Genomic DNA, 12,624 nt, shown 5'->3' with positions numbered 1-12,624 from the left:
GCATTATGCAAACTCCCTTGTGGATTGTAAAATTGCGCCAGCTGCCCGACCGGCACAGTCCCCATGACGGGATGCATTGCGCCCCACTATCGACCGGAATACTCATGATGCTGACACAGACCGCCCACAACCAGATTTGCTGGTATGCCGAAGGCGCCTTCCGCGACCCTTCCCCCGCGTTGTTCGATCCGGCCTGGTGGCAGACCCATCGGCAGGTGGTGGGCTCCGCCATAGGTCGCGGGGTGACCTGGTTCGTGAAGGATGAGTCGCGCCACCTGGTGCTGCGCCACTATTATCGCGGCGGCATGGTGGGCAAGCTGGTACGGGATCGCTTCTGGTTCGAAGGGGTCGAATCGAGCCGCGCCATGGCCGAATACCGTCTGCTGGCCCAGCTGAGCGAGCAGGGGCTGCCGGTGCCACGGCCATTCGCGGCCCGCATGGTCAAGCAGGGACCCTTCTATCGCGCCGACATCCTGATCGAGCGCATCCGTGGCGCCAAGGATCTGGTGGCCTTGCTCAAGCAGGGGCCCCTCGCCGACGAGGTGTGGCACAAGGTGGGTCAGACGGTGCGCCGGCTGCACGAGGCCGGGGTCTATCACGCCGATCTCAACAGCCACAACCTGCTGCTCGACAAGGAGGGCAAGGTGTGGGTGATCGATTTTGACAAGGGGGCTATCCGCTCCCCCGGCAGCTGGCAGCAGGCCAATCTGGAGCGGCTGCAGCGCTCCTTCAGCAAAGAGTCCCAGCTGCATACCAGCTTCCATTTCGTGCCGGAGAACTGGCAGGCTCTGATGAAGGGCTATCAGGGCTGAGGGAGTGGCTGGGGCGGATGAGAGGGCGCCAGGGAAAAGCGAGTTGACGCTGTTGCTCGGCGCAATCGCCAATGTTACTTATTGAATGTTGCTGTCTGGGCAGACAGTCAGATCCTGTGTCGAGGCGCGTGATGGAAAGGTATGAGACTCCCGGGGTTGAGGTCATTACCCCGCTTGAGGTGACGCTGAAGGCAGAAGCCATGGCGATGCTGGAGGCCGGGATCTGGACCTGGTCGGCCGAACAGGGCCTGAGGCGCGATCCTTCCTGCCTGCAACTGCTGGGGCTGACGGGGAACGAGCTGGATGATCTCGGCTGGCTGGCACGGGTGCACCCGGATGACGGGCCCCGCCTGGGGGAGGCCATCGACGCCTGTCGGGAAGGGCGCAGCAGCGGGTTGCGGCTCGAGTACCGGATCCTGCACCATCAGGGTCACTACATCCGGCTGGAGGAGCGGGTGCGCCGCGACGAAGGGGGCCAGCTGCTGGGGGTGGTGCGCCATCTGGACGCGGCCATGCCCCAGCTGGACGATCGTCACGACACCGATCCCCTCACCGGGCTCGAGAGCCGCAGTCACTTCGAGTCGCTGCTGGACGAGCGGCTGGCCAGCGAGAGCGGCAGCTTCTGTCTGCTGCAGTTCACCGTGGATCACCGCAGCAAGATATTGCAGCTGTTTGGCGAGGCCGCCTGCGACGCCATGCTGGCCAAGCTGGCCCGCATAGTGCGCCGCGAATTGCGGCGGGAAGATCCCTTCGCCCGCTGGGACGAGGACGGTTTCATCCTGATGCTGTCCCAGACAGATCGGCTGAGCGGCCTCGAGATTGCCGAACGGCTGCGTCTCGAGATTGCCGATGCCAGCCTGCTGCCCGAGCGGCCGGTGACCGTCAGCATAGGCCTGGTGCAGAGCCAGAACGCCGAGCAGCTCGATCACCTGCTGGCCCGGCTGGCCTCCTGCCACGGCCAGGCAAGACGGGAACGCAACGCAGTAGTTGGCTGATTTTTAGTCAGTTCTCACTCACCCGCTGACGCCTGTGGGTTAAAGGAGGCCTGCATCGGCAGGCCTGGCGGTTCGTCACTCCGTGCTACGCGCCGGCTGGCGCTGGCAGACCCAGAGGGAGGCCAGCATCAGCAGGGCGCCGAGGCTGAGCCTGAACAGATCCGTATCCTTGCCCCAAAGCACCAGATTGACCAGCAGACCGGCCGGAATGAGGGCGTTGTTCATGATGGCCAGCACGCCGCTGCTCACCAGGGTGGCCCCCTTGTTCCACAGGAAGTAGCCGAGCCCGGATGCCCCCACCCCCAGCCAGAGCAGTATGCCCCACTGCAATCCACTCGTCGGGTATTGCGGTTGGCCCAGCAGCCACCAGGCGGGCAGGGCGATCACCAGGGCCCCCAGATAGAAGCAGCCGAACACAGCCAGCTGGGGCGGTTGCTGCGCTTCTCGGGCCAGCAGCACCTTGTAACCCACCTGGCCCAGGGCGAAGCAGAGGTTGGCTCCCTGCACCACCAGGAACCCCATCACATAGCTCTCGGTCAGGCCGTCGAAGCGGATGACGGCCGCCCCCAGCACCGCCAGCAGCGCCCCCCACAGGTAGGTCGGCTTGAAGCGCCCCTCCAGCATGTCGTGGATCAGGGTGACGTAGATGGGGGTGAAGATGGTGAACACCAGCACTTCCGGCACCGTCAGCAGCAGGAAGGAGTGGTAATAGAAGAGATACATGATGCCGAGCTGGATGGCGCCGAGAGCCATCAGCTTGATGACCAGATCGGGGCGCAGCCAACGGCGGCGCAGGAAGGGCAGGAACACCAGGCTGGCGAGGGCGATGCGGGTCAGCACCGAGAAGTAGGCGTCCACCTGGCCGGCGAGGTAGACCCCGATCAGGCTGAAGGAGAAGGACCAGAGCAGGGTAACCCCTATCAAGTAGTTCATGTGATTGAATTGTCGTCAGTTGTCAATTTGGAGGGCGCTATGATGGCCGAGTTGGAAAGCGCGATCCAGCGTTTATGGGAGCAGTTGCCACAGATCGGCGCTTTTGCCTTCGAGGCGAGCAACGGGGCGGGTTCCGCCACCGACTGGAACGGCCGTGGCGAGGGAGAGGTGCGGGTGACCGATCATCAGGGTGGCTGGCTCTTTACGGAGCAGGGGTGCTACACCACGCCCCATGGCCGGGTACTCACCATGCACAACAGCTTCTGGTGGCAGCGCGGCGAGCGGGGGATCAGCCTCTCCCACCTGCGCCACCAGGCGCCGGTGCTGCTGTTCGAGCTGTTGCCCCAGGGGGACGGCCGCTGGCTCACCGCCGAGGCGCACCTGTGCGGTCAGGATCACTACAGCGCCGAGCTGACGCAGACCACGAGCGGTTTTCTGCTGGGCTGGGAGATCAGGGGGCCACGGAAGAACGAGCGGCTCAGCTACCGCTACTGGTCGTAGGGCGGGAAACCGGCATAAAAAAACCGGCGCAGAGCGCCGGTAGCGGGGACAAATCGGAGGTTTTTTTAAAACGGTCCCAAAAACAGGAGAGATACACTCTCGTCACACATTCAGAGATGGCATTCAGGCATTCAGGGCATAGCTCAGCATGGCCTGCAGCTTGCTGTCGAAGAACCAGGGCAGGGTCAGCATCAGCAGGCCGAGCAGTCCGGCCAGCCGGTGGCGATACTGCCAGCCGGCTATCAGCACCAGACCGCCGCACAATGTGGTCAGGATGCCTGACATAGGCTGGCCTCCCGACGGGCACGACGCTGCTGTGCCCACTGGTTCAGGGCGACCGAACCCAGGATCAGGGCCAGTGCCACGGCCGTGGTGGAGTGCACCTGCTCGCCGAGGAAGAGGGCACCCAGCATGACGCCGAACAGCGGCACCAGGTAGTTGCTGAAGGAGGCGAAGGTCGGGCCCGCCTTCTGGATCAGCGCCATGTAGAGGAAGTAGACCAGACCGGTACAGAAGACCCCCAGCACGGCCACGGCACCTATGGCCTGCTGGCTCGGCAGGGTGAGGGCGCTCAGATCGGTGACGAAGGGCGCGGCCAGCAGCAGCTGGATGGCTGACGAGATCAGTATGTTGCGGGCCACTACCACGGGGTGGTCCTTGGCGAAGCGCTTGATCATCAGCAGGCCGATGGCGAAGCAGCTGGCGCCGAACAGTATGGCCATGGCGCCGAGCAGACCGGCGTTCATGCCGTTGGCCAGCTTGGGCCAGAACAGCACCAGCACGCCGACGAAGCCGATGGCCACGGAGAGCAGACCACCCTTGGTGATTCTTTCACCAGAAATAAACAGGGGTGCAGCCAGAATGGTCACAAAGGGGATACAACCCATGACCACGGCGGCGATGGCACTGTCCACATACTGCTGACCCCAGGCCACCATGATGAAGGGGATGGTGGCATCGAGCAGGGCGATCAGCATATAGGTACGCCAGGGGGTGTGCTCGCTCTTGAGGCGCATGAACAGGCAGAGCAGACCCAGGGTCAGGCTGCCGCACAGGGCACGACCGGCCGCCACCATGATGGGGGGCAGTTCGGTAACGGCCTGATGCATGAAAATGAACTGGGAGCCCCACAACAGGCCTATCGCCAGCAATAACAGATAGCTACGCATGTTAATCTCCGATGTAATTCGCCCGCGCATTCTATGCAATCTGCTACTATGCCAAAAATGAATTGTCGTCATTCAACTATGGCCAATATCGATGGAACTCCCCCTCTCCCGCCTCGACCTCAACCTGCTCACAGTGTTTGACATGCTGATGCAGGAGCGCAACGTCACCCGTGCAGCGGAGCGGCTCCACCTCTCCCAGTCCACCGTCAGCCACGCCCTGGGGCGATTGCGCCAGGCGCTGGATGATCCCCTGTTCGTCATGAGCCGGCGGGAGATGATGCCGACCGAGCGGGCCAAGGCCCTGGCCGGGCCGGTGCGCCAGGCGCTGGCCATGTTGGAGCAGGGCTTGCGCCAGGCCAAGGGATTCGATCCCGCCAGTGCCCAGCGGGTGTTTCGCATCGCCACCCCGGGCTCGGTGGAGCACGGCCTGGTGCCGACCCTGGTGGAGCGCATGGTCCAGCAGGCACCCCACTGTAGGCTGGAGGTGTGCGAGCTGGCGGACAGCGACTATGAGCGGGAGCTGGAGAAGGGGGAGCTGGATTTGGTGATCGGCTTTGCCGGCGCCAACCACCTCTCCCCCCGCCTGTGGCGCGAGGAGTGGTTCAGCAATCCCCTGGTCTGCCTGTCGCCGCTCGGCAGCGAACTGCCCGATGAGCTGGGGCCGGACGAGCTGGTGAGCCGCCCCCACATCCACACCTCCAGCTGGGGGCACAGCCAGGCCATGGTGGATCTCTGGCTGGCCCGCTTCGGGGTGGCGCGGGAGCTGGGGGTCAGGTTGCCGAGCTTCATGGCGGTGCCGCAGTTGATGGCGACCGGCCGCTATCTGGTGGTGGTGCCCGAGATGATAGGGCGCCACTTCTGCCGCTACTACCCGCTGCGGCTGCATCAGCTGGAGCCCGCCATTCCCATCGTCTACCTGATGGCGGGCCACCCGCTCACCGCCCACGACGAGGCGATCGGCTGGTTCAAGGGGCTGCTGCACCGGCTCGCCTTCGAGCGTTACGGTGCAGACGCGCTGGGTGCGCCGACTCAGCGCAACCCGGCGAAGTAATCCAGTCCCATGGCGCTTTTGACCTCTGCCAGTACCTCGTCGGTGAGGGCGCGGGCCTGCAAGGTGCCCTGATAGAGCAGAGCCAGCAGCTTCTCCTTGTCGGCGATGGCTGCCTGACGGCGCTCCCGCATGGGGGCGAGCAGGGTCTGCAGGCAGTCGTTCAGCACCTGTTTGCAGCGCATATCGCCGAGACCGCCGCGCTGGTAGTGGGCCTTCATCTCGGCCACCAGCGCCTTGTCCGGGTGGAAGGCGTCCAGATAGGCGAACACCGTATTGCCCTCCACCTGACCCGGATCGCTCACCTTGAGGTGGTTGGGGTCGGTATACATGGCGAACACCGCTTGCTTGATCTCTTCCGCCGATATGCCGAGCTCTATGGTGTTGCCGAGGGACTTGGACATCTTGGCCTTGCCGTCTATACCGGGCAGGCGGCCGGTGTCGCTCAGGATCGGCTGGCACTCGGTCAACACCTCCTTGCCCATCAGAACGTTGAAGCGGCGCACTATCTCGTTGGTCTGCTCCAGCATGGGCAGTTGATCCTCGCCCACCGGCACATGGGTGGCGCGAAAGGCGGTGATGTCGGCGGCCTGGCTGACGGGATAGACCAGGAAGCCCGCAGGCAGGCTGCGCTCGAACCCTTTTTGCTGGATCTCCGCCTTGACGGTGGGGTTGCGCTCCAGCCGGGCGACGCTGACCAGATTGAGGTAATAGGTGGTGAGCTCGGCGAGGGCGGGCAGGGCGCTCTGCAGGCAGAAGGTGGTCTTGGCCGGGTCCAGGCCGGCGGCCAGGTAGTCGGCCATCACCTCCAGCACGTGATCTGTCACCTTGGCCGGGTTGTGGCCGTTGTCGGTCAGCGCCTGCAGATCGGCGATCATCACGAATTGACGGTAATGGTGCTGGGCCTCGACGCGCTGGCGCAGGGATCCGACGTAGTGGCCTATGTGCAGTTTACCGGTGGGGCGATCGCCGGTCAGGATAACGGGGTTGTGCATGTCACTCTCTCCAGTTGGGGTGGGCCGGGAGGCGACAAAGGGATGAAAACAATGACCGCCTCTCGGCGGTCACGGTGTTTTCTTTGGGAAAAATTACATAGAAAAGCAGTGCCGCCTGTTTATAAGCAGCACCACCAGTAGTTGTGATTGACGATGGTCATGTTCATGGCAAATCAAGCTACGCCTGTTTGATCACTTCTGCAAGGGCACCACCAGCAGATCGCAGGGCACCGTATTCATCAGCTGGCGGGCGCTGGAGGTGAGCAGGCTCCAGAAGCTCTGGCGGTGGCCGCACACCAGCAGGTCTATCTGGTAATCCTTGACCGCCTGATTGACCCGCTCGCTCAGATCGCCGCAGATCACCAGCTTCTTCTCTATGGGGTAGTCCACCGAGGCCAGGAAGGCCTCCAGCTTCTCTTTCGCTTCGGCGATCACCTGATCCTGCACGTTGTCGATGTCGATATCGATCATCTCGGTGTAGAGATCCTTGAGGTCCACGTCCACATGGATCACCGACAGCTTGGCGCCATTGGAACGGGCCCGGTCGACCGCCTTGTCGATCACCTTGCGGTTGTCTTCCGACAGGTCGATCGCCGCCAGTATGTGCTTGTAATAGGTTCCACTCATGGGAATTCTCCTCACTGATCCTGGGTTCACTATACCAATGTCCGCTGAAACTAAAACGGCGATGTCACCACAGTTTCAGGATTTCCATGGCAGGCCCGTACACCCTGGTTGCCATTGCGGATAAAAGGGTCGCACATATTTTGAACAGGAGTTTGAAGCCGATCACAGCCACTCTATTGCCCCGACCCAGGGAGGGGAATAGGATGTGCCCGTGCTTCGCAATGAACACAACACAACAAAAAGCATCTGAATAACGCTTTGGGGAGCCTTGTGCTCCCTCTTGTTTTTCTGCCCCCTTTTCTTGCCCCTATGCCACCCGACATCAAGGTAATCCCCGGCTTCTTGGTTATGCTCTAGCCAATTCCCGTGGCGATGCCGCCGATGATCGATGTGTTTGCGGCCGCCGCTCCTCGTATTCCATCGATTTCTTGGAGATTCATCCATGATCATTCATCCCCAGATCCAGGGTTGCGTGGCCCGCAACTGCCATCCCATCGGCTGCCGCGCCGCCGTGCAGCAGCAGATCGCCAGCGTCAAGGCGGCGGGCCCCTTCAACGGGCCCAGGCGAGTGCTGGTGCTGGGGGCCTCCTCCGGCTTCGGGCTGGCGTCGCGCATAGCGCTGACCTTCGGGGCCGGCGCCGATACCCTGGGCATCTCGTTCGAGCGCGGGCCCTCCGACAAGGGGCTCGGCAGCGCGGGCTGGTACAACAACATCTGGTTTCGCCAGGCGGCGGAGCAGGAGGGACGCATCGCCATCAACCTGATCGGCGATGCCTTCTCGGACGCCCTGCGCCAGCAGGCCATCGACGGCATCCGCCAGCAGCTGGGCCAGGTGGATCTGGTGGTCTACTCCCTGGCGAGCGGCCTCCGGGTGCTGCCGGATGGTCGCCAGGTGCGCTCGGTGCTCAAGACCACCGGCCAGCCCTTCAGCGGCTGGGGGCTGGATCTGGAGCAGGACACCCTGGTGCAGCAGTCATTGTCTCCCGCCACCCCGGAGGAAATCCGCGACACAGTCACAGTGATGGGGGGCGAGGATTGGCAGCTCTGGCTGCAGGCGTTGCAGCAGGCCGATTGTCTGGCCCCAGGCGTTCAGACAGTCGCCTACTCCTACATAGGCCCTGAATCCACCTATCCCCTCTATAGAGACGGCACCATCGGTTACGCCAAGGAGCACCTGCACGCCACCGCCGAGACCATCAACCTGCAGCTGGCCGAGCTCGGTGGCCACGCCTGGGTGTCGGTCTGCAAGGCGCTGGTGACCAAGGCGAGCGCCTATATTCCTGTGTTGCCGATTTATCTGGGCCTGCTGATGGGGGTGATGAAGGAGCGGGGCGTGCACGAGGGCTGCATCGAACAGATGCAGCGGCTGTTTGCCGCCAAGATGTATGGGCCCCATGGGGTGGTGGCCGACGGCAACCGCCTGATCCGGATGGATGACCACGAGCTGGACCCGGCCATTCAGGCCGCCGTCTCGGCGCTCTGGCCCAAGGTGACGCCGGACAACTTCCACGCCCTGGGGGACTTCGCCGGGCTGCGCCAGGACTTCATGGAGCTCAACGGGTTCGAGCTGCCCGGCGTCGATTATGGGGCGCCGGTGGATGTCGCCTCCCTGACCGAGCTGCTGCCCTGATCTGGGCGCTGGTGGTTCAGGCGACGTTGCAGGCTGGCTGGTTGGGGGCCGGAGCTAGTATGGTCTGGTTGCGCCCCTGACGCTTGGCCTGGTACATGGCCATGTCGGCCCTGTGGATCAGCTGGCTGAGGCTGTCATCGTCCGGTGAGCGCTCCGCCACCCCTATGCTGATGGTCATGTGGGGGGCGGCCAGGTAGGCGATCCGGTTTCTCAGCTGTTCGGCCAGCCGCCAGCAGGTGGCGCCGTCCTGCGTCATGGCCACCAGAAACTCTTCCCCTCCCCAACGCCCGACCTGTTGCAGGTCCGGCGCCCAGCTCTTCAGTTCCCGGGCCAGCTGCCTTATGGCCTGGTCCCCGGTCTGGTGGCCGTGCCTGTCGTTGATCTGCTTGAAGTGGTCGATGTCGATGATGAGCAGGGTCAGTGGCGCATCCAGCTGCCACTGCTGCTCCAGTTGCTCCAGCAGGGCGCGGCGGTTCGGCAGCCCGGTCAGCTGATCGAAGGTGGCGAGCTTGTAGAGGTGGCGCGAGCTGCGGTGCAGCCTGTGGGTGGTGAGCCCGAGCAGGATCAGGGCACCGATCAGCAGGACGACCAGCATCAGCTGGTAGTAGCGGGCGCTCTGCTGATACAGCAGTTGCTGGCGCTTGTTCTCGTTCTCCTGCTGCAACGCCTGGTTGCTGGCCTCGCTGCGGGCCAGGTCCATCTCGACCTGGAAGGCGGCGGCATGCTGGCTCAGGGTCTGATTGAAGTGCTGCCTGTAGTGCTGCATGTAGCGGGTCATGACACCATAGGCCTCGGGGTAGCGTCCCAGATCTGCCAGCAGCCTGGCCTGCATCGCCTTGCCCTCTATGCTGACCGGGCCTGGCTGGGTCGTCAGCAATTGCAAGGCCAGCTGGGTCTCCCCCCGTCCCTGCAGGGTTCTGGCCCGGATCTCGGTCAGCCGGGAGGCGGCATGGGGATAACCCAGCCCCTCATAGATGGCTTGCGCCTCCTCCAGGCTCTGCCAGGCCGAGTGCCAGTCTCGCTGCGCGTTGAACACCATGGCCCTGTAGCCGAGGACGATGGCGCGATAGTGGGGCGAGAGCCCGGGGGTGGCCAACAGGGCATCGAGCAGCTCGCTCGCCCGATCGGGGCGCGCCATGTCGATGTAGAGCCGCGCCATGTTGGCCCGGATGATGGCCTGACTGTTGGGTTCGTTCAGTCGCACCATCTGTCCGAGGGCATCCTGATAGTAGGTCTCGGCCTCCCGGTGGAGGCTGAGATCGGCATAGAGGTTGCCAAGGGTCATCATCAGGCGGGCACACTGCAGGGTGGAGAGGGTGCTTCCGGGCCCTTTCTGCTTGAGCTGGAAGGCGGTCTTGAGCTCGGCGATCGCCTCCTTCATCTGCTGGGTACGGTAGAGGGCGAGGCCATTGAGGGCATGCCACTCGGACTCCTGCTGGACATGGCCCAGGACGGCCGGCCTGAGCTGGGTCAGCAGCTGGAGGGCCTGCTCGGGGGCCTCGGTATCCAGGGTCAGGGCTATCTGTTGCAATCTGAAGTCGAGCAGGCGCTGGCTTTCTTGCTGGGCACTGGCCAGCCCGCGGGCGCGGGCGTTGTCCAGCAAAGCCTGCTGGTAGCGTCCCAGGGCGGCCTGGGCAAGGGCCCTGGCATGGAACAGCTCCATGTCCTGCTGCGGGCTGGCGTCGAGGCGCTGCAGATAGCCGACGGGATCGCGCGCCGCCTGCAATTCAGCCTCTTCCAGCAAGGAGGGAGTGGCCTGCAACTGGGTTATCCAGAGCAGCGCCAGTGCCATAATGAATCTCATTGAATCCTTTCCCAGACCACTGGCGCCATCATAATGGCTGACGCCACCTACACCATGTTTCTTTGCTTCTCTATAACCGTATGGGGGACAGGATGAGGCGAGGCCGGGTCACAACTGCGAGCGCTGACCGTCGTATCTGGTTGCGTCAGGCTGCAACAGTGGCGACAATCGTGACCAAATCACAGTGGAGAATCATCATGTTGGCCAAAGCCATGATCGAGAAGTTGAACGAGCAGATTAATCTTGAATTCTATTCCTCCAATCTCTACCTGCAGATGAGCGCCTGGTGCGAGGACAAGGGCTTCGAAGGGGCTGCCACCTTCCTGCGCAAGCACGCCGCCGAGGAGCGCCAGCACATGGAGCGCCTGTTCACCTACGTGAGCGAGACCGGTGGCATGCCGCTGCTGGGGGCCATAGATGCGCCTCCCCACGAGTTCAACTCGCTGGGGGACATCTTCCGCACCACCCTGGAGCACGAGTTCCACATCACCAAGTGCATCAACGGTCTGGCCCATGTGGCATTCACCACCCAGGACTACTCCACCTTCAACTTCCTGCAGTGGTACGTGGCCGAGCAGCACGAAGAGGAGAAGCTGTTCAAGAGCATCGTCGATCGTCTGTCGCTGGTGGGCGAAGATGGCAAGGGTCTCTACTTCATCGACAAGGAGCTGGCCGAGCTGGCCAAGGGCGCCCCTGCCAGCATCATGGACGGCAACGCCTGATAGTCGTGGACACTTAGTGCTGCGCCAGTACAATACGGCCCCCTTGTGGGCCGTTTTCGATTGATGCAGCCATGAAACCGCCGCTGTGGTTTCGGCCATGCGATGACGGCTCCTTGGCAGGGGCCGTTTTTCTTTTGATGGGTGCGTGATGATGAAGCAGTTTGATGTGGTGGTGATCGGGGCCGGGGCGGCCGGCTTGATGTGTGCGGCCCAGGCCGGTTATCGGGGGCGATCCGTGCTGCTGCTGGACAACGCCAAGAAACCGGGCCGCAAGATCCTCATCAGCGGCGGCGGTCGCTGCAACTTCACCAACCATCAGGCCGGTCCCCACGCCTTCCTCTCCGGCAATCCGCACTTCTGCAAGTCGGCGCTGGCGCGCTACACCCAGCAGGACTTCATCGATCTGGTGGACAGGCACGGGGTGAACTATCACGAGAAGACCCTGGGCCAGCTGTTCTGTGACGAGAGCGCCAAGGAGATAGTCGAGGTGCTGCTCACCGAGTGTGACTGGGCCGGAGTGACCCTGCAGTGCCAGACCGAGATCCTCTCCGTCAGCAAGACGGATGACGGCTTCCTGCTCGACACCAGCAAGGGCGAGATCGCCTGCCACTCTCTGGTGGTGGCGACCGGCGGCCTCTCCATGCCGAAACTCGGCGCTACCCCCTACGGCTTCAAGCTGGCGGAGCAGTTCGGCCTCAATGTGCTGCCCACCCGCGCCGGTCTGGTGCCTTTCACCCTGCATCAGGAACAGAAAGAGGCCTTCGCCGATCTCGCCGGGGTCAGCCTGCCGGTGGCGGTGACCGCCGAGGATGGCACCCGCTTCAAGGAGGCCATGCTGTTCACCCACCGCGGCCTCTCGGGCCCCGCCATACTGCAGATCTCTTCGTTTTGGCTGGCGGGGGAGAAGATCCACATCAACCTGCTGCCCGAGCTGGATATTGCGACGGCCCTCAAGGCCTGGGCGCTGGCGCACCCGGCCCAGGAGCTGAAAACCGTGCTGGGACGCGAGCTGCCCAAGCGCTTCGTCGACAAGCTGGTGGAGCTGGGGCAGCTCAACAGCAAGCCGATGCGCCAGTACAACGAGCGGGAGCTGGAGGCGGTGGCCACCCTGCTGGGGGACTGGCAGATACTGCCGAACGGCACCGAAGGCTATCGCACCGCCGAGGTGACCCTGGGGGGCGTGGATACCAACGAGCTCTCCTCCAAGACCATGGAGGCGCGCAAGGTGCCCGGTCTCTACTTCGTCGGCGAGGTGGTGGACGTGACCGGCTGGCTCGGCGGCTACAACTTCCAGTGGGCCTGGTCATCGGGCTGGGTGGCCGGTCAGTACTGCTGACCAACCTTCGTTCTCATCAACTTCAGACGCGGCCTCTCAGGCCGCGTTTTTT

13 protein-coding genes are annotated in these 12,624 nt (G+C 63.4%); 7 read left to right on the top strand and 6 right to left on the bottom strand.

Features of this window, described 5'->3' with window-relative positions; genetic code table 11:
- Positions 1-107 precede the first annotated feature (107 nt).
- Positions 108-812, top strand: coding sequence for a 3-deoxy-D-manno-octulosonic acid kinase (locus tag AB5Y91_RS19955; protein ID WP_234689767.1), 705 nt, complete (start codon positions 108-110; stop codon positions 810-812).
- 131 nt (positions 813-943) lie between these two features.
- Positions 944-1,807 carry a sensor domain-containing diguanylate cyclase gene (locus AB5Y91_RS19950; RefSeq protein WP_234689759.1) on the top strand — a complete coding sequence of 288 codons (864 nt, stop codon included), beginning with the start codon at positions 944-946 and terminating at the stop codon, positions 1,805-1,807.
- Between the two features lie 75 nt (positions 1,808-1,882).
- Here the strand turns inward: AB5Y91_RS19950 and AB5Y91_RS19945 are convergent, their stop codons facing one another.
- Positions 1,883-2,740, bottom strand: a complete 858-nt coding sequence (locus AB5Y91_RS19945; protein WP_106885349.1) for a DMT family transporter — start codon at positions 2,738-2,740, stop codon at positions 1,883-1,885.
- 42 nt (positions 2,741-2,782) lie between these two features.
- Between AB5Y91_RS19945 and AB5Y91_RS19940 the strand changes: the two genes are divergently transcribed.
- On the top strand, positions 2,783-3,241 hold the full coding sequence (locus tag AB5Y91_RS19940) for a DUF6314 family protein (RefSeq protein ID WP_234689766.1): 459 nt from the start codon (positions 2,783-2,785) through the stop codon (positions 3,239-3,241).
- Positions 3,242-3,364: 123 nt separating this feature from the next.
- Here the strand turns inward: AB5Y91_RS19940 and AB5Y91_RS19935 are convergent, their stop codons facing one another.
- Both AB5Y91_RS19935 and AB5Y91_RS19930 read right to left on the bottom strand, forming a co-directional pair.
- Positions 3,365-3,526 carry a hypothetical protein gene (locus tag AB5Y91_RS19935; protein ID WP_005326376.1) on the bottom strand — a complete coding sequence of 54 codons (162 nt, stop codon included), beginning with the start codon at positions 3,524-3,526 and terminating at the stop codon, positions 3,365-3,367.
- Entirely contained in the window at positions 3,511-4,410 is a 900-nt protein-coding gene (locus AB5Y91_RS19930) for a DMT family transporter (RefSeq protein WP_234689757.1), read from the bottom strand. The genes AB5Y91_RS19935 and AB5Y91_RS19930 overlap by 16 nt, the downstream gene beginning before the upstream one ends.
- Before the next feature lie 91 nt (positions 4,411-4,501).
- On the opposite strand from AB5Y91_RS19930, the gene AB5Y91_RS19925 reads away from it, so the two are divergent.
- A complete protein-coding gene (locus tag AB5Y91_RS19925; protein WP_163135474.1) occupies positions 4,502-5,461 on the top strand; it encodes a LysR family transcriptional regulator in 960 nt (319 codons plus the stop codon).
- Here the strand turns inward: AB5Y91_RS19925 and trpS are convergent.
- A complete protein-coding gene (gene trpS / locus AB5Y91_RS19920; RefSeq protein WP_368170616.1) occupies positions 5,440-6,453 on the bottom strand; it encodes a tryptophan--tRNA ligase in 1,014 nt (337 codons plus the stop codon). The two genes, AB5Y91_RS19925 and trpS, sit on opposite strands and share 22 nt — an antisense overlap.
- A 192-nt stretch (positions 6,454-6,645) precedes the next feature.
- On the bottom strand, positions 6,646-7,080 hold the full coding sequence (locus AB5Y91_RS19915; protein ID WP_025325220.1) for a universal stress protein: 435 nt from the start codon (positions 7,078-7,080) through the stop codon (positions 6,646-6,648).
- A 442-nt stretch (positions 7,081-7,522) separates the two neighbouring features.
- On the opposite strand from AB5Y91_RS19915, the gene fabV reads away from it, so the two are divergent.
- Positions 7,523-8,710: an enoyl-ACP reductase FabV gene (fabV, locus tag AB5Y91_RS19910; RefSeq protein WP_368170615.1), complete on the top strand. Its 1,188-nt coding sequence runs from the start codon at positions 7,523-7,525 to the stop codon at positions 8,708-8,710.
- A gap of 16 nt (positions 8,711-8,726) precedes the next feature.
- On the opposite strand, the gene AB5Y91_RS19905 is transcribed toward fabV, so the two are convergent.
- A complete protein-coding gene (locus AB5Y91_RS19905; protein ID WP_368170636.1) occupies positions 8,727-10,502 on the bottom strand; it encodes a diguanylate cyclase in 1,776 nt (591 codons plus the stop codon).
- A 209-nt stretch (positions 10,503-10,711) separates the two neighbouring features.
- Between AB5Y91_RS19905 and ftnA the strand changes: the two genes are divergently transcribed.
- The gene (ftnA, locus tag AB5Y91_RS19900) at positions 10,712-11,236 is read left to right on the top strand and encodes a non-heme ferritin (RefSeq protein WP_005326403.1); all 525 of its coding nucleotides are present in this window, start codon (positions 10,712-10,714) and stop codon (positions 11,234-11,236) included.
- A 151-nt stretch (positions 11,237-11,387) separates the two neighbouring features.
- Positions 11,388-12,572, top strand: coding sequence for an NAD(P)/FAD-dependent oxidoreductase (locus AB5Y91_RS19895; protein ID WP_368170614.1), 1,185 nt, complete (start codon positions 11,388-11,390; stop codon positions 12,570-12,572).
- Positions 12,573-12,624 lie beyond the last annotated feature (52 nt).

The organism is Aeromonas sp. R4-3 (assembly GCF_040908275.1).
Lineage (GTDB): Bacteria > Pseudomonadota > Gammaproteobacteria > Enterobacterales > Aeromonadaceae > Aeromonas > Aeromonas rivipollensis.
The sequence above is the reverse complement of the archived record's forward strand: the minus strand, read 5'-3'. Positions and strand labels throughout refer to the sequence as shown.